This window comes from Spirosoma taeanense (assembly GCF_013127955.1).
Classification (GTDB): domain Bacteria; phylum Bacteroidota; class Bacteroidia; order Cytophagales; family Spirosomataceae; genus Spirosoma; species Spirosoma taeanense.
On the sequence record NZ_CP053435.1, the window covers coordinates 1,918,349 to 1,936,641 of the forward strand.

General features: G+C 52.2%; 17 protein-coding genes. 6 read left to right on the top strand and 11 right to left on the bottom strand.

The annotated features are described in order from the left end of the window. Positions 1–64: 64 nt before the first annotated feature. The 3 genes from HNV11_RS08075 to pyrE are packed head-to-tail and all read right to left on the bottom strand — an operon-like array spanning position 65 to position 1,400. A complete protein-coding gene (locus HNV11_RS08075) occupies positions 65–331 on the bottom strand; it encodes a (4Fe-4S)-binding protein (RefSeq protein ID WP_171739180.1) in 267 nt (88 codons plus the stop codon). A gap of 4 nt (positions 332–335) precedes the next feature. After that, on the bottom strand, positions 336–740 hold the full coding sequence (locus HNV11_RS08080; RefSeq protein ID WP_171739181.1) for an OsmC family protein: 405 nt from the start codon (positions 738–740) through the stop codon (positions 336–338). Between the two features lie 21 nt (positions 741–761). Continuing rightward, positions 762–1,400: an orotate phosphoribosyltransferase gene (gene pyrE / locus HNV11_RS08085; protein WP_317168087.1), complete on the bottom strand. Its 639-nt coding sequence runs from the start codon at positions 1,398–1,400 to the stop codon at positions 762–764. 181 nt (positions 1,401–1,581) lie between these two features. Here pyrE and HNV11_RS08090 point away from each other — a divergent pair, with 181 nt between their 5' ends. Next, positions 1,582–3,489: a PAS domain-containing protein gene (locus HNV11_RS08090; RefSeq protein WP_171739182.1), complete on the top strand. Its 1,908-nt coding sequence runs from the start codon at positions 1,582–1,584 to the stop codon at positions 3,487–3,489. 36 nt (positions 3,490–3,525) lie between these two features. Here HNV11_RS08090 and HNV11_RS08095 read toward each other — a convergent pair whose 3' ends face one another. From HNV11_RS08095 to HNV11_RS08130, 8 genes are all read right to left on the bottom strand, one after another. Further along, positions 3,526–4,812 (bottom strand): hemolysin family protein, encoded by a 1,287-nt coding sequence (locus HNV11_RS08095; RefSeq protein WP_171739183.1) that lies wholly within the window; start codon positions 4,810–4,812, stop codon positions 3,526–3,528. A gap of 58 nt (positions 4,813–4,870) precedes the next feature. Further along, positions 4,871–5,101: a hypothetical protein gene (locus HNV11_RS08100; protein ID WP_171739184.1), complete on the bottom strand. Its 231-nt coding sequence runs from the start codon at positions 5,099–5,101 to the stop codon at positions 4,871–4,873. Between the two features lie 31 nt (positions 5,102–5,132). After that, entirely contained in the window at positions 5,133–7,799 is a 2,667-nt protein-coding gene (ccsA, locus tag HNV11_RS08105; protein ID WP_171739185.1) for a cytochrome c biogenesis protein CcsA, read from the bottom strand. Between the two features lie 82 nt (positions 7,800–7,881). Continuing rightward, positions 7,882–8,319 carry a cytochrome c maturation protein CcmE domain-containing protein gene (locus HNV11_RS08110; RefSeq protein ID WP_171739186.1) on the bottom strand — a complete coding sequence of 146 codons (438 nt, stop codon included), beginning with the start codon at positions 8,317–8,319 and terminating at the stop codon, positions 7,882–7,884. A 7-nt stretch (positions 8,320–8,326) separates the two neighbouring features. After that, positions 8,327–8,587 (bottom strand): CcmD family protein, encoded by a 261-nt coding sequence (locus HNV11_RS08115; protein ID WP_171739187.1) that lies wholly within the window; start codon positions 8,585–8,587, stop codon positions 8,327–8,329. Between the two features lie 44 nt (positions 8,588–8,631). Beyond that, the gene (gene ccsA / locus HNV11_RS08120; protein ID WP_171739188.1) at positions 8,632–9,291 is read right to left on the bottom strand and encodes a cytochrome c biogenesis protein CcsA; all 660 of its coding nucleotides are present in this window, start codon (positions 9,289–9,291) and stop codon (positions 8,632–8,634) included. 33 nt (positions 9,292–9,324) lie between these two features. After that, the gene (locus HNV11_RS08125) at positions 9,325–9,999 is read right to left on the bottom strand and encodes a heme exporter protein CcmB (protein WP_171739189.1); all 675 of its coding nucleotides are present in this window, start codon (positions 9,997–9,999) and stop codon (positions 9,325–9,327) included. Between the two features lie 107 nt (positions 10,000–10,106). Further along, positions 10,107–11,255: a serine/threonine protein kinase gene (locus HNV11_RS08130; RefSeq protein ID WP_171739190.1), complete on the bottom strand. Its 1,149-nt coding sequence runs from the start codon at positions 11,253–11,255 to the stop codon at positions 10,107–10,109. Between the two features lie 867 nt (positions 11,256–12,122). Here HNV11_RS08130 and HNV11_RS08135 point away from each other — a divergent pair. From HNV11_RS08135 to HNV11_RS08155, 5 genes are all read left to right on the top strand, one after another. Next, complete coding sequence (locus tag HNV11_RS08135; RefSeq protein ID WP_240163846.1) at positions 12,123–14,249, top strand: peptidase domain-containing ABC transporter; 2,127 nt, start codon at positions 12,123–12,125, stop codon at positions 14,247–14,249. 4 nt (positions 14,250–14,253) lie between these two features. Continuing rightward, a complete protein-coding gene (locus HNV11_RS08140; RefSeq protein ID WP_171739192.1) occupies positions 14,254–15,597 on the top strand; it encodes a TolC family protein in 1,344 nt (447 codons plus the stop codon). A gap of 6 nt (positions 15,598–15,603) precedes the next feature. Next, a complete protein-coding gene (locus HNV11_RS08145; RefSeq protein WP_171739193.1) occupies positions 15,604–16,983 on the top strand; it encodes an HlyD family secretion protein in 1,380 nt (459 codons plus the stop codon). A gap of 99 nt (positions 16,984–17,082) precedes the next feature. Further along, positions 17,083–17,853: a sulfite exporter TauE/SafE family protein gene (locus HNV11_RS08150; RefSeq protein ID WP_171739194.1), complete on the top strand. Its 771-nt coding sequence runs from the start codon at positions 17,083–17,085 to the stop codon at positions 17,851–17,853. A gap of 117 nt (positions 17,854–17,970) precedes the next feature. After that, entirely contained in the window at positions 17,971–18,198 is a 228-nt protein-coding gene (locus HNV11_RS08155) for a FeoA family protein (RefSeq protein WP_171739195.1), read from the top strand. The last annotated feature ends 95 nt before the right edge of the window (positions 18,199–18,293 follow it).

The following is an 18,293-nucleotide window of genomic DNA, read 5'->3' on the forward strand; positions in this document are numbered from 1 at the left end:
AAGCATCAGAGGCCGTATGAGCAGAATCTGCTTATGCGGCCTCTGATGCTTTCTAGACCAGAACCTATATAGTCTTCGGTTGCAGGAACTCCGCGTTCTGGTAATACGTCAGGGCCTTCGAGGGACAGCGATCTACCTGCTCGGCAATGCGGTCGCTGCCAGCACCGGCCATGTTGACCCAGGGCCGGGCTTTCGGGTTAAACACCCTGAACAGCTGCGTCCAGCATAGTTTTGAGTGAATGCAGGCCGCGGGTTTCCAGACGACGGTAATCTCACCATTGGTGTATGTCTTTGTAATTCCAGGGCTCGGGTTCGGGCTAGCGGGGTCCATGACATCAGGCAAGTTGCTCGACTAAGATAGTCTCAAAATCAATAGGCTCCTGTAACGCCCGGTGAATCGGGCACCGATCAGCCATTTCCAGCAGGCGTGCCCGCTGCGCATCGTCCAGATCCCCATTCAGGATCAGCCGCATCGTGAACAGCGACCGATGGGTTTTGTCATCCCGCGTGAAGTCAACGTGCGCCACCACCGAATCAAGCGGCCAGCCTTTCCGGTCGGCATACATCCGCACCGTAATGACGGTGCAGGAGGCCAGCGCCCCCGCCAGCAGTTCTCCCGGCCGCATGCCCCGGTCCTGCCCACCTACTTCAACGGGTTCGTCAACGACAACGACCTGCGAATCGGTGGAAAGGTGGGTTTCATACGGGGTTCGCTCAATGCGGGCAGTGATAGTAGCCATATTCTTTAAACGATGTCTCGATTATTTTCCCCACTCAGCCGGATTCTGTCGCCAGGCTGCCAGCGACTCCATCGTATCCGCCGAAATATAGTCGAGTGCCTGAGCCTCGGTCAATAAGGCATCGTAATCGCTCAGACACACAAGCGGAACGTTTTTGGCCTCAAAGTTCTGCGCGGCAACCGGAAAGCCATAGGTGAAAATAGCGGCCATGCCTAACACCTCAGCCCCGGCCGTGCGTAACGCATCGACGACCTTGAGCGAGCTGCCGCCGGTCGAGATAAGGTCTTCAATGACGACCACACGCTGCCCGGTTTCCAGCCGGCCTTCAATCTGTTTGCCCATCCCATGCGCTTTGGGTTCCGGCCGGACGTAACAGTAAGGCAAACCCAGCGCATCGGCAACCAGCGCTCCCTGCGGAATACCCGCTGTGGCCACGCCCGCAATCACGTCAGCGGTCGGAAACTGCTGCCGGATGGCATCGGCCAGCGCCTGTTTGATGAAAGTACGAACCTCCGGAAAAGCGAGCGTAACGCGGTTGTCGCAGTAGATGGGGGATTTCCAGCCCGAACTCCACGTAAAGGGCGAACCCGGCTGAAGCCGGACCGCCTGCACTGTCAGCAGGTGCCGGGCTACGACTTGTTGAATAGTTAATGAATTCACAGATAACAGAAAGGTAATGGAATCAAATGTAGAAAAAGGGGCGCAGACCCTCTTCAATTTATCGGAATAATTACTAAAAAAGCAAATGTGATAAACCTCTTGTATCACAGCCAAGTAATGTATAGCTTGGTCAGAAATCTGCCATAAACTAAGTTTTTTCTGCTTCCTCTTTTGAACGATTATGCTAGTAAATCTACCTGGGCAACCACCTGATTTGTTACTGGAGAGCGTGTTGCAGACGTCGCTCAATGGGATCGTGTTGTGCCGGGCTGTCCGGGATGCTATTGGACAGATTATCGATTTTCAGGTTGTTCGCTGCAATGACCGGGCTGCGGCAATGACGGGGCTGTCAACGGCGCAGATGCTGAATGCTTCCATGCTAACGGTGGACCCGGATGGACTCATGAGTGGTATTTTCGAAAAATACCAGCAGGTGGTTGAAACCGGATTGCCTATGCACATTGAGCACTATTATAAGGGGGGCGATGTATGGATGGCGCAGTCTTTAGCCAGCTTTAACGACGGTGTGCTGGCTGCCTGGGCCGACGTAACGGCACTTAAACGCGCAGAGCAGGCTCAATTACGTGAAACCGACCTGCTTCATACTATTCTGGACAATACCCAGACGGGAATTGCCGTCATGCGGTCGGTGCGTGACCGGTCTGGTAAGGTTGTTGATTTTACGTTTACGCACCTCAACCACGATGCGGGCCGTATGACCCAGCGCGACCGCACGCAACTGATTGGACAACTGTATTCGGTTGCCTGGCCGAATGCCCGCACCAACGGCGTTCTGGACTGGCACATTCAGGTGGCTGAAACCGGTGAACCCCTTAAAATGAATGGCGTTCATCTGCACGTTGATGGTTATGACGGTTGGTATAATATCCGGATTCGCCCGTTTAACGACGGCGTAATTGCCACGTTTGTCGACGTAACGCCCCTCAAACGAGCCGAACTGGCTAATCAGCAGCAGGCCGACCTGCTGCGGTCGGTGCTCGACAATTCATCCAGCATCATCATTGCCTTTCAGGCCATCCGCGACGAAGCGACGAACCAGATTCTGGATTTTCGGTACATAGCCCAGAACGAGGCCAGTCGGCAAAGCGTCAACCGGACCGACGAGCAGGTGATTGGGCATACGATGCTCGAATACTTCCCGCATGTGATTCCCACGGGCCTGTTTGACCGGTATGTACACGTTATTGAAACCGGGGAACCCGCCCGCTTCGAGCAGGAATACAACTACGATCAGTTGAACAGTTGGTATGAAATTTCGGTAATGAAGTGGCATGACGGGTTTGTACTGACGCTCGTTGATATTACGGCCAGCAAAAGCCATCAGCAGCAACTGGAGCAGGCCAATCGTGATCTGCAGAACGCCAACGAAAACCTGCGTCAGTTTGCCTACGTTGCCAGCCATGATTTGCAGGAGCCCCTGCGCAAAATTGTGGCCTTTGGCGATATGCTCCAGGATCAGTTTGCTGCTGAGCTGGGCGGGCTGGGGCAGGATATAATCAATCGGATGCAGTCGGCAACCGGCCGGATGTCGGCCCTGATTCGGGACGTACTGGCCTATTCGCGCATTACAACCCAACGGGAATCGTTTCAGTCTATCCCCCTGGAAAAGCTCCTCGCCGAAATTCGCCATGATCTTAATCCGGAGTTTTGCGAGGTAAACGGCGTGCTGGAAACCGAATCTCTGCCAACTATTCGGGGCGATCGGGCTCAACTGAGCCAGTTGTTCACCAACCTGCTGGTCAATTCCCTGAAATTCAGAATCCATAACCAGCCGGTTGTAATTCGGGTGACGTCCCGTCTGGTCACCGGACTGGAGGGACCTATCGGCCTGAACCCTATGGCGAAATACCACGAAATCAGCGTTCAGGACAACGGTATTGGTTTTGACAGCAAATATGCGGATCGCCTTTTCCGGGTTTTTCAGCGGCTGCACACCCGTCAGGAATACAGTGGTACAGGCGTTGGTCTGGCCATTTGCCGGCGGGTCGCCGAAAATCATCGGGGCGCTATTGCTGCCTCCGGCCAGGCAGGGCGGGGCGCTACGTTCCGGGTTTATCTGCCCGAGTAGCGGTTGACCGGAAGAACTCTGTTCGGGTAAATTCGGCTAACTGTTTGCCTTTCGATTGAGACGAACCTTCACAGTATCGATCCGGGTACCGTCCATGGAAATAATGGTAAAGCTGAACGGGGCGAATTCTATAATCTCGCCAACGGCGGGTAAATCTTCATGCGTAGCCAGAATCAGGCCGCCAAGCGTATCATAATCCCCTTCGGGGATCGTCCACCCATATTTTTCGTTTAGATCGTCGATCTCATGGCGGGCGCTTAGCAGCCAATTGGTATCGTCAATCTGCCGTTCGACCCAGTCTTCATTCGTGTCGTATTCGTCCTGAATTTCGCCGAAGATCTGCTCAACCATGTCTTCAACGCTGACAATACCGGCCGTTCCGCCGAACTCATCGACAACCAGCGCCAGACTTTTACGCTCCGACAGAAACCGCAGCAGCAGATCCTGCGCGGGCATGGTTTCGGGAACAATAATTATTGGCGTAATGATCTCTTCGACAGTTGCTGGTTTCTTAAATAGAGCCAGCGCGTGGCAATAGCCGATCACATCGTCGATGGTGTCGCGGTACACAACGATCTTCGAGTGGCCGCTGTCCTGAAAGGCCTGCCGTAGCTCTTCGACGGAGTCATCCACGGCAACGGCCGCAATTTCGGTGCGCGGCACCAGGCAATCGCGCACCCGCACGTCGCGGAACTCAATGGCATTGTTAAAAATACGGGTATCAATCTCTACATCCTCCTCAGTCGTTGCTTTCTGGTTTAGCTGCTGGAGATAGTGATTGAGATCGGTTAAGCCAAACACGGGCCGGATTTCGGGATTTCGTTTGCCCAGAATAAAGCGAATGAAAAAGCGCGCTGTCCCGACCAGGATTCGTACAATTGGGGCTATAGCCTGGTAAATAATCCAGAGCGGAACGGCCAGCCATTCCAGAAATCGGTCGGGATGAATCAGTGCCAGACTCTTGGGCAGGTAATCGGCCAGGGGCAGAAAAACAACCGTCAGGATAAACGTTTCCAGAATAACCAGTAGCAGCGAATTGTCGTAAGCGTCCGGAATCATCGCCATCAGCAGCGGATTCAGGACCGTAACCCCCAGGACTGTGTACAGCACCAGAAAGAGCGTATTCCCCGTCAGGGTGGTTCCTACGAAAAGAATAGGGTTCTTCAGGAAACCCGACACAAGCTTTTCGCCCAGCGGTCCCTGCTTGCTGTGTAACTCAAAGTAAAGCCGGTTCACTGAGACGTACGCCATCTCGACGGCTGAGAAAAAGCCGGCCAGCACAAGAGCAAGTAAGGCACCAAAGAGGAGGGCGTACGATTCCATTGTTTGTGAATGAATACTAACAAATGAAGGATAAACAAGCTTGTTTATCCTTCATTTGTTAGTATTTCTTTTTCTTCTTACGCTCGTTGATCATCTGCTTGATGGTCGGCGAAACGGTTTTTTCGCGTTCGAGCCGTCGGTTCTTTACGTACTGGAACGTCAGCAACGATCCCAGACACAGCATCAGCAACCAGTAACTTTCACTAAAGGTTGTGCGCTGATACTCGGCAATCCAGATCACCAGAAAGCCGGCTGCCGCTGCCAGAAGAAGAATTTCATAAAGTTTCATAACAGTATTGCTCGGTAAGAGACGGTCTGCTCTAAGCAACCGACTTTTCGCGCATCCTGACAAACTCCCGGTACCGCCGGAAGGTAGCGATCAGGAAGCCAAGCATAACGATCAGCGTACCAATCCACAGCACATTGATCAGGGGCTTTTCATATGCCTTCATCACAATATAGTCGCGCTGCGTACGGTTCACAGCGAACGTAAATTTGCCCGTGCGGGGATCAATCTCGTTGAGCTGAATCCGAACACCCAGTTCATCGCTCACTTCGGCAGGGTGTGCTACCAGACGGTTTTTGATAATGAAGGCCGGGCTCAGAACGTGCTCGCCGTTTTTGTCGAGCACCCGAACGCGGGCGCGAACGGCCGCGTCGTTGGGGCCTATCTCCATGCCTGCGACTTCAGTCGTCCGAACAACATCGTCCAGAATGGCGACGTAATCATTCAGGAAAAAGGTGTCTTTAATCGCCACCGAATAGGTCTCGGTCTTTTCCCACTGGTCTTCAGCGTTCGGGTCCGGCACCGACGATACGAAGGTATACATGTCCCGGTCGGCCTTATGCCGGATGTCCGGTGAGGCTAGCAGACCCATCCGCTCGTTAGCCTGAGCGCGTGGATACAGCGTGAAGATCTTGCCGTTGGGTTCGCGATACTCTACCTCGTAATATACGTTCTCAGGATAGAGCGCCAGGGTATCGCCTTTCTTGTGGTAAACCTTACCGTTCTGCTCAATGTCGCGCTGAGCAATCCCGTGGAAGTCGCCTTCAATGACCGTAATATCTTTACGGGGAACGTAGCCCGGTACGTCGCGGACTTCGATGCGCTGGCCCCGGTAGGTCAGTTGATACGGACCCATACGTTCCGGCTGGTTCAGCCAGAGCAGCGTGTTTTCTTTATTTTCTTTGTTATCGTTCTTGGTGAACTCTTCCTGCTTCGAGATCAGCAGCCCGCTATTGTTCAGGGAAATCACCTTCGAGAAACCCGCTGAATACAGGATGCCGATCAGCATCAGCGCCACGCCGATATGTGCGATTGCTCCCCCTGACAGCCGGTAGTTACCCCGGATGATGCCCAGCAGGATCGAACCGTTGGTAATCAGCGCAAACACCGAAGCCACCAGCAGAGCCATGTAGATCGGGTTCTTAATGGAGCCGAACGCAATCAGGCCCGCGCTGACAAGCAGGGTCAGGATGCCAGGCGTAACAAGCGCATCCCATTTCTTATACTCGACTTTGCGCCACCACATGTACTGACCAACGCCCGTCAGCAGCGCAATTGCGACGAAAAACCAGATCTGGAATTTGTTATAGTGCGCAATCTGGTCGGCGGGCAGGGCCAGGTTCGACACCTTGCCGAACGCTTCCAGAATCTTGTTATAAACCGGAATAGAGGTCGTGGCAATAACCTGGAACGCAGCCAGACACAGCACCGTAGCGCCGATGAACAGCCAGAACTCTTTTGTATAGACCGACGCTTCCTGCTCGTCGCTCGGAATGGTTTTCCATTTCCGGGCCGCCAGCGCGACCGCCAGCACTACAAATGCGAGCAGATACACCAGCAACTGCCCCGACAGCCCTAAATCGGTGAAGGAGTGAACCGACGCGTTTCCCAAAATACCGCTGCGGGTGAGAAACGTCGAATACAGAATCAGCAGGAACGTAGCGATGGTCAGGATAACCGCTGTTTTCAGGCCGGTCGAACTGCGTTTGGCAATGAGCATGGTATGCAGAGCGCCCACCATCACGAGCCAGGGAACGTAAACCGCATTTTCGACGGGGTCCCAGTTCCAGTAGCCCCCGAAGTTAAGGGTTTCATAGGCCCAGTAACCACCCATCATGATGCCGATACCAAGAATCATAGCGCCAAAGAGCGTCCAGGGCAAAGCCGGCCGAATCCATTCGAGGGGCTGATTCCTCCATAAGCCGGCGATGCAGTAAGCAAACGGCACCAGCGTCAGGGCAAAGCCTAAGAACAGCGTTGGTGGGTGAATGACCATCCAGTAGTTCTGGAGCAGCGGGTTCAGGCCGTTCCCATCTTTGGGCACAAAAGTCGGGTCCGCCGTAAAAATAGGGGCGTCGGGCATGGCTTCCTTTAGCAGCAGGAAGGGCGAGGACCCCAGCTTGAACGTTTCGCCGAAGACTACGCCCAGAATCATGGACGCCAGAAACGCCTGCACCAGAGCGAACACCGTCATCAGGGGCGCTTCCCACTGTTTGCCGCTCGTTCGGATTAGCACGGCCCCCAGCGACGCATTCCAGAACAGCCAGAGCAGGAACGAACCCTCCTGACCTTCCCAGAAGCAGGAAATCATGTACTGTACCGGCAGCGCCCGCGACGAGTGACTCCAGGCGTAGTGATACTCAAAATAATGGTTGTAAACGATATAGAACAGGGTCGCAACAACCCCGGCCACAGCCGCGCCATGCAGATAGAAGGCCCAGCGCGCCAGCGTTCGCCAGTCATCCTTAGGCTCTGGTTCAGCCTGTGCCGCGGGCGCTTTACGCTTTGCGGTTTTGCCGCCAAAGCTCGCCTTGCCCGACTCACCCGCGTAGGCCAACTGCGGTTCTTCGACAGAAACGCTATTTACTGCGCTGCGCCGACCGATAGCCGACAGAAAATAAGCCACCGTTGCCACCAGTGCCGTAACAAACGAGAGAATGACAAGGAAGTGGCCGAGTTGTCCGACTGTAGTATGTATCATTGACTAAAGAGTAAAAGAACGAGAGAGCGATAGAGCGAATAAGGCCTTGGCAACCAGTTCACTCGATCGCTCAATCACTCAATTATAGTTTTGCTGTTGCTTCGTGTTCGGTAGTCTCCAGCTTACCATCCTGGTATTTCGACGGACACTTCAGCAGGATCTTGTTGCACTGAAAATGGTCACCCTGCATGGCACCGATCACGACAATCTGCTCCGAACGGTCAAAATCCTGAGGCTTGGGACTGTTATAAACGACTTTCTGTTCGCGGTTTTCGTTGTCGACCAGCGTAAACTCAAAGTGGTTCGGGTCAATGGCGGGGTTATAAAGCATATCCACAATCTGGCCCTGCGCATTTTTTTTAACCTTACCGACAACGTGAATCATTTTGTCGTCGCCGTCCTGCGCCAGCTCAGACGCTTGCTTGAACGTAACGTACGAACTGGCATCGCCCGCCGTTGCGACGATAATGCCGATGGCCAGCGCGATCACGATAATACCGAGGATGTGAGAAAGTTTCATGACGGGTTTAAAGTCGAACGGACGGAGAAACAGGTTTTTCTTTTATTTCTTTTTCCAGTTTACCAATCTGCCGGTCGAGCCGGACGAGGTACAGAATAATGCCGACGAACACAGCCGCAATAACGGCCACAACTACCCAGATTTTACCGTCAGCGCGCAGTTGGTCGGCCATTTCGACGCCATCGGCAACGGGTTGCTGCGCCAGCAAGCAATGGCTAAGCAGGAGCAGGGGCGCTAACAGGACTTTCTTCATTGAAAATGTCTGCATAGTGTAATCAGTTAACGAAAATCTCGGGTTATTCATTCCCGTATTTATTCTTCCAGGGCGGCCTTTAGTCGACGCAGGCGAACGCGCAGTTCCGTAATCCAGACGCCCAGCAACGTAAAGCCGATGATGGCCGGGTAAAAAACCATCCGCATGTGGTTATCCATGTCGTATTTGCCGAATGCCGGGTTGCCGCCATTGCCCGGATGCAGCGAGTCGGTCAGCCTGGGAACAATGAAAATCAAGGGAATAAATACTGCAAAGGCAAAGATATTATAGACGGCCGAAATCCGGGCGCGTCGCTGCTCGTCGTCGAACGAACCGCGCAGGATCAGGTAAGCCAGATACATCAGCATGCCAACAGCTACGCTGTTCAGCTTCGGGTCATTCGGCCAGGGCTCGCCCCAGGTAAAATTCGCCCATAGAGCCCCCGTTGCGCAGCCCAGCACGCCGAACAGGATAGCCGTATTGGCAAACTCCACCGCTACTAAATCATCGTCAAACCGGCCGCTACGCAGGTAACGAATGGAATAGATAGCCGACGTCAGCAGCAAAATAATCATCCCGAACCAGAGCGGTACGTGGAAGTAAACATTCCGGATGCTCTCGTTCAGAATGGGCTGGCGCGGCACCACGCCGAGCAGGCCCTGCAAGATGACGTAGGTGAGAATCAACACCGCGAGGGCTTTCCACCAGGTATTTTTCATAATCAGTCAATTTGCATTAGGACACGTAATCCATTAACTCCGCCATAAAAACGGAAACAGAAGCCACGACAGCGTCAGTACAATCGCGTCAATAGCCAGCACCGTGCCGATTTCGCTCCAGCTCACGCTCCGGTCAAGACCGTCCAGGGCATTCTTCGAAATCTTCAGCAGCATCAGCAGTAACGGTAGGATAATTGGAAAACTCAGCACCGCCATCAGCGTCGCGGGGTTTTCGGCCTTGCTGGCAATGCCCGAAACCAGCGTTAGTGAAGCCGCAAAGCCAACCGCCCCCAGCACCAGCGTCAGCAGGTACAGCAGAACATCCTGCACCGGATTACCCAGCACGAAGGCGTACGTACCAAAGCCCAGCAGCGCCAGCACCAGCATCAGCGCCGTATTGTAAAAGATCTTCGACAGGATAATCTGTTGTGGACTGGCCAGCATATAGTAGTACAGCTGCCGGCCGGCCCGTTCCTGGACGAAGCTTTTGGCAATAGCGTTGATGGCCGTAAACAACAGAATAATCCAAAAGAGCGTATTCCAGACGATAGGCGTTAACTGACCACGCCGGGCGTTAAAACTTAGGTAACAGACAAACACGGCCCCAACGATGTACAGCAGCATTCCGTTGAGGGCGTAGCGTTGCCGCCATTCCAGCAGAAACTCCTTCCGCATCAAAGCGCCCATCTGTCGTACGGATTCCGTCATCGTCTTTAAATTGCGCAAATTTACGGTGCAATGACGAAGGGAGAAAGAAATAGTTTCAGCGCCCGAATGCCGTTGATAATTTCCCTGAACAGAGGGGTTGCTGCGTATCAGGCTGTCTGGCGGGCAGCATCTGCCATCAAGACAGCCGATGCATAACGTTGCTGCGGATCCTTATGCAAAGCCGTTTCGATAAGGAGTCGAACGGAAGGGGGACAGGGGCTTTCCCAGACAGGGGGGAGGTGCCGAATAGCGTGGACCTGATTACGCCAGGTATGTCCAACAAACGGTAGCCTGGCATGATAAATAAAATAGCCCAACACACCAACCTGATACACTTCTGCCCGAAAATCGGGAGCTCCGGCAGACTGGTGAAAAATGTCGTCGGTTAGCCGCTCGGGTGGGATAAAGTCGGTTATGCCCCCAAAGGGAATTTTTTTCGTTGAGCGATCACGCCAGAGATAGGCAAGATCAAAATCAATTAGTTTAAGCTGTTTTTTCCTGTTCACCAGCAGGTTGCTATAGTGCAGATCGCCGTGCAGGACCTTTCGGGAATGAACTCCGGCAACGGCCTCCAGGAGTTGATAGAATAGCGCTAGGCGGTGTGCTGGCGTGAGGGTAGAATGCCGGCGGAGGATGAACCGGCGCAGACTTATACCCGCAAAATAATCAAGCACACCAATAGATTCGTTGGCGTCAAGCTCAACTAGCCGATTTACCCAGGTACAGTCCTTAAGATGAGACAGAACTCTGAACTCATACAGAAACAGCTTTTTCTGCGACCGAATCCGGCTGCGGGAAGCATGAGGGTGAGTGAACAGTTTCTTAAGTACATAAGGCTCATGGGCCAAATTCTCAACTAGATAAATACCAATGGGAGGGGAGGAAGACAAGACTTTAAGCACCGTATAGTCCTTAATACGGGTACCAGGGGACAGCGTAGGAAATGGATGCTCGGCTTTTTGCCGGAGCGAGTCGGCAGTGACCAAGATACCCCGCTGAATAAACGTTTCGACGGATGGCTGGATGGCCGCCCGCACGTTGGGTAAAGGGGCCGCCAGCTGATGAGCAAAAAACTGAGCTACGTCGGTAAGAGAAACTGGAATTCTAAAAACATTTAGCAGGGCTCCTAACTCAGCGTTAAGCAGTAGGATTTCACCAGAATTTTTATTTAGTAGCCCAGCCTTAAACGCCGGATCCTTTATGGCGGCTGGGTCAACAAACGAATAATCGGGTGCCAGAAAATAAGCGGTTTCCAAGAGAAAAATGTAGAGTATAAACCGACATAGGGGCAAATGCATTTGCCCCTATGTCGGTTTATAGGTTTATAAACTGCTTCAATTACTAGCAGTACTTATTTGACTTACTCGACTTGTTTGATTTCTTCGAGCCACACTTTTGGGATTTACTCGACTTGCATTTAGGTGGTTTGGGTGTGCAGCCACCCCCACCAATGATAAATCCGGCCTCAGTTGCGGAGAGAATGTCCAGCTGACTGGGCGAAATGCGGGCTTGAAATGCTTGTAAATTTGTCATGTGATTTTTGGATTAGGTAAATAAAAAACAGAACTTATATGGTACTGAGCTGAAGGTAAGAATTTAGGGATCAGAGCAGCAACAAAATTAGCTGATTACTAAGCAATTTTATTAAGTGGTCTTTTTCAGGATTTTAGTCTATTTATCTAAGTGATTAATATGTGTATAGCGTGTCTCCCGAATTCATTTTTTTAGCGTAAACTGTTGTCTATTATTGATTTATTATAGCTTGGATCTGACTCAGTAAAAAGAAGTGGCGAAACCAAGTTTAGCTGATCGGCAAAACCAAACAGATTTGTTTAATTCATAAATAGCCATGTACTTATTTGGTCGATATGTTGCCCTTCTTCGCAGAATAGTAGTCGGAACAGGTAACGGTATTATAGGCAGATAATGACGCTTGTCTGGACTGATCGCCGGATAGCAGCCTTCCGGTAACTTTATCTCGCTTAACAGCGTATATAAAACTACTTTGCCTGCTTTGATAGCTTTACAGCTATACGGACAGATTCTAATTTAATCGCGTGATCAAAAAATTTCCAGTTTATCGCCAATTGGATTTAGTAGACTGCGGCCCAACCTGTTTGCGCATGATTGGCAAACATTACGGAAAGACGCTGTCACTCGAATACCTGCGCGATGTTTGTTTCATCCGAAAAACAGGGGTGAGCCTGGCTGGAATCAGCGATGGAGCCCAGACGGTTGGTTTTCGTACGATGGCCGTCCGAATCCCGCTTCAGGTCTTACTGAATGAAGCGCCCAAGCCTCTGATTGCTTACTGGCGGCAGCGTCATTTTGTGGTGGTCTATGCCAGTACGGCCAAGCACGTTTTAGTTGCCGATCCGGCACAGGGACTCGTCAAATACACACATGCTGAATTTCTGGAAGGCTGGACCGCGCAGCCAAACGCGCCCGAAGTGCCTGGTGCCGCGCTGCTGCTGGAGCCTGGCCAGACGTTTTACGACGATCCAGACGAGCCGCAGGAAGGCTTGCGGCTGAGCTATTTCTGGGGATATCTGCGCCCATTTCGACGCTACCTTGTCCAGATTGGGATCGGGGTGGTGCTGAGTGCACTGCTGACGTTTATTGTCCCGTTTCTCATGCAGGCCGTTGTCGATCGGGGGATCGAGTATCAGGATATTGGCTTTGTTAATCTGCTTCTGATTGGTCAGCTCACTATATTTCTCTGCCAGCTGATCACAAATTTCGTTGAGCAGTGGATTCTGATGCATATCAGCAGCCGGATTAATATTCGACTGATTTCTGATTTCCTAACCAAGCTGATGCGTCTGCCGATTTCCTTTTTCGAAACCCGCAATACCGGCGACATTCTCCAGCGCATCGACGATCACGTCATCATTGAGCGGTTTTTGACGAGCTCATCGCTTACGGTTGTGTTCTCAATGTTTAATATGCTGGTGTTCGGTGTGGTTCTGGCACTGTATAACTCGGCTATTTTTGCCGTGTTTGCCGTTAGCGCCGTTACTTACGTTGCCTGGACCTGGGCGTTTATGAAATCGCGCAAACGGATCAATCTGCGTCGATTCGACCGTATGTCCGATAACCAAGGCTCGCTGCTCGAAATTGTATCGGGTATTACAGAGATCAAGCTGCAGAATATCGAAAATCAGAAACGCTGGAAGTGGGAGCAGGTACAGGCCCGGCTGTTTAAGATTGGAGTTGAGGACATGAGACTAATGCAGATCCAGCAGCTCGGAACATTCTTTATCGGGCAACTGAAGGACATCTTTATCACGTATTTATCGGCGAAACTGGTTATCGACGGACAGATTACCCTAGGCACAATGCTGTCTATTCAGGCTATTGTGGGGCAGGTAAATTCACCACTAAGCCGGTTACTTGGTTTCATGCGATCAGCGCAGGATGCCAAGATCAGTCTGGATCGACTCAGTGAGGTGCACAAGAAAGATGACGAGGAACCTGCTCAGGCGGGACGAACCCGACATCTGGGCGCCTGGTCGGGCATCGCTTTTCAGCATTTGACTTTTTCCTATGGAGGGGCCAGTACCCCACCGGTTCTGAAAGATATTAATCTGGTGCTTCAGCGAGGGAAAACAACCGCACTGGTAGGCGCCAGCGGCAGTGGCAAAACGACCCTGATGAAACTGCTACTGAAGTTCCACGTCCCAACCAGCGGACAAATCCTGATTGGTAATCAGGATTTGCAGGCAATCCACAGCGGCTGGTGGCGTAGTCAGTGTGGCGTGGTCATGCAGGAAGGATTCATTTTTTCGGATACGCTCCTTCAGAATATTGTAACCAGCGATGAATCGCCCGATGAAGAGCGACTCAATTATGCCATCTATGCTGCCAATTTATACGATTTGATCCGGAATCTGCCCCGGGGGCTGGCTACGAAGATCGGCAGCGAAGGCCTGGGGTTGAGCGTGGGACAGAAACAACGGATTTTAATGGCGAGGGCAATCTATAAAAACCCTATGTTTTTGTTTTTCGATGAGGCAACGAGTTCACTCGACGCGAATAACGAAAAAATAATCATGAACAATCTGGCCGAATTTACCCGGGGGCGAACAGTTCTGGTCATTGCCCACCGGCTCAGTACAGTACGGAATGCGGACCGGATTGTGGTGCTGCATCAGGGCGAGATCGTTGAGACGGGTACCCATGCCGAACTTGTTGATAAACAGGGCTACTACTATACACTAGTGCATAATCAGCTGGAACTTAGCAATTAAGACTATGCTGCATTGTTTACGCCGTTTGTTATTATACCGTGTAAATACACCGGCTGGCTGCTGGCTACTGCTGGGATTACTGCTGGCGGAACTACCCGTTGTGGCGCAGACATCGCTGTCGTTAGCCGAGACGCTACGCCTGGGGGGGATTCATAACACAGACCTGCAACTGGCTATTCAGCGCGAAGCAATTGCGCAAAGCAATCAGCGAATTGGCGTACCTGACCGGCTACCATCGGTTGTTCTGGGCGTTAGTCAAAATAACTACCTAAACCAATATAACTCGCCCACAAATTTTGTGCGCGGTATCTATCAGGATAATTCGTTAAACGGAGGAATCAGTGGAAGTCTGCTGCTCTATAATGGTGGCCGACTTGGGCTTAGCCAGATTCAGCTTAACCAACTGGCTCTGCGGGCGGCTCTGGAAACGCAGGCCGTGCGGCAGCAGGTGAACCGGCTCCTGGTGGAAGCCTACTACCGGGTAGTTGTGGAAGGCGCAAAGCTAGGCGTCAGGTCCGAAAGCGTAGCGCTTTCAAAAGCCCGATGGGTTGATTTCAAAGCGCAGGAACGACTGGGCAAGGCCAGCACCTTTGATGTGCTGCAGGCCGAAAACCTGTTTCTTATCGATTCGACGAGTTATTTTCAGCAGGATATTGAGTACCAGATAGCTCAAAATCGATTACACACCGCCATTGGCTGGAATCGGTTTGAGCCAATAGTCCTGACGGATAGTCTGACGCCAACTTTGCATCCAGCTATTTTCTTTAACCTGAGTGGTAAGCTGATCAGCCTGAATTTCGACCTGCGAAGTCGCCGGATTGGGGTTATGGTTGCAGAAAACACGATTCGTCTGCAAAAGACGGCCTTTAAGCCGACGGTGCGGCTTAATTCGTCGATCTATCAGAGCTTTACCGGAACCAAGTTTCCGGATATTCCGCGTATCAACGGAAATGCAACGAGCCTGCTGTTAGCTGGTTTTTCGTTGAGTGTTCCCTTACTCCCCGGTCGGGAAGCCAGACGCGCTGTCCGGCAAAGTGAGCTGGAGCGGGGGTTGAGCGAAATTACTGTACGGGGCGCCGAGCGCCGTTTGCTTGCTGAAGCTGACCTCCTGGAGCGTTCGTATCAGGAACAGTCGCGAATTGTGGCTTTGTCAGAGCGGTTGATCAATAACGCGGCCCGTAGCCTGACCATTGCCCACAATCGACTGCTGGGCGGTTTCTCTAATCTGATCGAATATCGATCAGTCCAGCTGGCCTATACAGAAGCAAAACTGAATCATTTGCAGGCTCTATACGCGCTTAAGCTTATTGAATCGACTGCACGGCAGTTGATTGGTACTTTAAAATAAACTCCTATGCCGCCACCTGTCCTGCCTGCCCCCCCGGTTGATGAAGCCGACGAATTAATGGCACAAATGCCTAGCTGGCCGTTGCGTTGGGGCATTAGTCTAATGTTCGGTGTGGTACTGCTCATCCTTGGCCTGGCCTGGTTTGTGAAATACCCTGACGTGATAAAAGGAAAAATTACGATCACGACCAATAATCCGCCAGCTACGGTAGTTGCCCGGAGTAGCGGTCCCATTCATCTGCTAACCACCGACAAAACGATGTTGAAAGCGAATCAGCCATTTGCTACCATTGGTGGGGTAGTTCGCTATGAAGATGTGCTGGCGCTACGGAAAACCCTAACCTTGTTCAGAGCGGTACTCGACAACGATAGAGCGCGGGCCGTTTCCCGGTCACCAGCCGGATGGCTTCCGGAAGGACTTGAACTGGGCGAGTTGCAGGTGCCCTATAACGCCTTGTTGCTCCGTTGGAAAGAATGGCAGGCCCTGGCAGTACGGGGGAGCAGTAACTGGCAACGGAAAGGAATCGTCAATGAACAGATAGCCGGTTTTGAGCAAATCAGTGCCCGGCTTGGGCGACAGCTGGAGTTGCTTGAACAGGAGTATGCCCTATTGCGCCGATCCTACGAAACCCGCTATAAACCGCTTCAGCAGTCAGGGAGTATTTCAATTGAACAACTCGAGGCCAAACGTGATGAACTGATGGCGAAAACAAAAGCAATTGAGATTGCCCGTGCCAGCATTGCCGAAAACGAGAACCGGATCATTGCTCTCAGAAGCCAGAAGGCTGAATATGATTTTGACCAGACCGATCGACAGCTTGCCGCCAGTAATGAGCTACGGGATGCTTACACCGGTATGCTCAACGCCATCACAACTTGGGAAACCGCCTATGTGCTGAAAACGCCTATTGCCGGTCGGCTGAACTACCTCAACTTTTTGCACGAAAATTCGGTGCTGGTTGCTGGCCAGGAGGTAGCCGGGATTGTTCCAGCCCCCGGCAAAGATGGCAAGGGTGAGTCTGGACTGGCGGTACCGGGATTGGCGGGAGCGTATGTTGGGGAGCTATTCATTGATCCTTTCGGATCGGGTAAAGTGGCGGTGGGGCAGGTTGTCAACATCGCGCTGCTAAGTTTTGGTAAAAAAGAATTTGGAATGCTGCGGGGGAGGGTAGCGACCGTAGCAGATATCAGCACGACCCTGAGTGCAGGAGGGCAGCCTCAGACGGTTTATAAGCTGTATGTGTCACTCCCCAATGGGCTGACGACAACAGTGAATAAAAAATTGCCATTTCGCTATGGAATGGAAGGAACGGCCGAGATAATTACGAAGGATATCCGCGTACTGGAGCGAATATTTGATAGCGTTCGGGCTGCGCTGAATCAATAGGTATGACTCACTGCCGCCGGGAAAAGTCGCGTTCAATTGCAAACGTAACGTTGCCCTTATTTCAGCGCAAAGAAATAGTTTTGTGTTCTGATTTGCTGCATGGATTACTCAACTATTATTACCCTTTGCGGTTTCTCGTTTCTGGCCGGTTTTATCGACGCCATCATTGGCGGGGGTGGCCTGATTCAAACGCCCGCCATTCTCTTTACGCTGCCTCAGTATCCCGTCCCGACGCTTATTGGTACGACCAAACTGCCTTCGCTGGCGGGGAGCCTCATGGGCGCTTTCCAGTACACCCGGCGCGTAGCCGTTGCCGCGCGGTTCATTGGTCCTACCATGGGCATTGCCTTTATTGCATCGTGGCTGGGGTCGTGGACGCTCACGCGGGTGCCTAACTCGTTCATGAAGCCGCTCGCGCTCGTCATCTTGAGTGGGGTGTTTATGTATACGCTTCTGAAAAAAGACTTTGGCCAGATGCCCCACCGGACAGTATCGCCAGAGCAGCGTCGGATACGTATGTGGATCATGGGCGCTCTGATCGGCTTCTACGACGGCTTCTTCGGCCCGGGTACGGGTAGTTTTCTCGTGCTGGGCTTTATTGCCCTGATTGGCTTTGATTTCTTACAGGCCAGCGCGCACGCCAAGCTGGTTAATGCGGCTACCAACCTCGCCAGTGCCCTGTTTTTCGTCAACAAAGGCGGGCTGCTGTACGTAGTGGCCCTACCTATGGCTGTAGCGAATCTTTCGGGAGCTTTTCTGGGGGCCCGGCTCGCCATTCTGAAAGGAAATCGCTTTATCCGGATGTTTTTCCTGCTGGTTATTGCTGCCACCATTCTGCGGTTCGGCTGGGACATTTACGGGGCCTCCTGAATCGGGCGTTCTTCTTTTTTGGGCTTGTTCTTGCATCAACAAACTTTCCGCCGTAATCTTGCGTTAATTAAACTGAATCTAAATAAAGACAGCCGTCTAGTAGCGGCACCCAGGGCTATGAGTAAGCGCAGCGTAGCAGACTTGAAAATTGGAGAACGGGCCACGATCCAGTCGTTCAACGATCAATTGATGTCGCTCAAACTGCTCGAAATGGGGTGTTTGCCGGGCGCCGAGATATGCCTGCATTGCAAGGCTCCGCTGGGTGATCCAATCTGTCTGAACGTCTCGGGCTATTGCCTGTCGATGCGCCGGTCAGAAGCTGCTACGATTCTGATTGATAATTAACGGTATTCAGTTTATGCGGTTCTCCGATGGAGTCAGCCGTAGCGACCGGTACGCCGGAGCGGGCCCGGCGTAGTCCGAGTGCCGTAAACCGTAAA

Bases quoted from the DNA above. Each gene is read 5' to 3' on its own strand.
- HNV11_RS08075 (WP_171739180.1), bottom strand. From the start codon at position 331: ATGGACCCCGCTAGCCCGAACCCGAGCCCTGGAATTACAAAGACATAC.
- HNV11_RS08080 (WP_171739181.1), bottom strand. From the start codon at position 740: ATGGCTACTATCACTGCCCGCATTGAGCGAACCCCGTATGAAACCCAC.
- HNV11_RS08090 (WP_171739182.1), top strand. From the start codon at position 1,582: ATGCTAGTAAATCTACCTGGGCAACCACCTGATTTGTTACTGGAGAGC.
- HNV11_RS08095 (WP_171739183.1), bottom strand. From the start codon at position 4,812: ATGGAATCGTACGCCCTCCTCTTTGGTGCCTTACTTGCTCTTGTGCTG.
- HNV11_RS08100 (WP_171739184.1), bottom strand. From the start codon at position 5,101: ATGAAACTTTATGAAATTCTTCTTCTGGCAGCGGCAGCCGGCTTTCTG.
- ccsA (WP_171739185.1), bottom strand. From the start codon at position 7,799: ATGATACATACTACAGTCGGACAACTCGGCCACTTCCTTGTCATTCTC.
- HNV11_RS08110 (WP_171739186.1), bottom strand. From the start codon at position 8,319: ATGAAACTTTCTCACATCCTCGGTATTATCGTGATCGCGCTGGCCATC.
- HNV11_RS08115 (WP_171739187.1), bottom strand. From the start codon at position 8,587: ATGCAGACATTTTCAATGAAGAAAGTCCTGTTAGCGCCCCTGCTCCTG.
- ccsA (WP_171739188.1), bottom strand. From the start codon at position 9,291: ATGAAAAATACCTGGTGGAAAGCCCTCGCGGTGTTGATTCTCACCTAC.
- HNV11_RS08125 (WP_171739189.1), bottom strand. From the start codon at position 9,999: ATGACGGAATCCGTACGACAGATGGGCGCTTTGATGCGGAAGGAGTTT.
- HNV11_RS08135 (WP_240163846.1), top strand. From the start codon at position 12,123: ATGATTGGCAAACATTACGGAAAGACGCTGTCACTCGAATACCTGCGC.
- HNV11_RS08140 (WP_171739192.1), top strand. From the start codon at position 14,254: ATGCTGCATTGTTTACGCCGTTTGTTATTATACCGTGTAAATACACCG.
- HNV11_RS08145 (WP_171739193.1), top strand. From the start codon at position 15,604: ATGCCGCCACCTGTCCTGCCTGCCCCCCCGGTTGATGAAGCCGACGAA.
- HNV11_RS08150 (WP_171739194.1), top strand. From the start codon at position 17,083: ATGGATTACTCAACTATTATTACCCTTTGCGGTTTCTCGTTTCTGGCC.
- HNV11_RS08155 (WP_171739195.1), top strand. From the start codon at position 17,971: ATGAGTAAGCGCAGCGTAGCAGACTTGAAAATTGGAGAACGGGCCACG.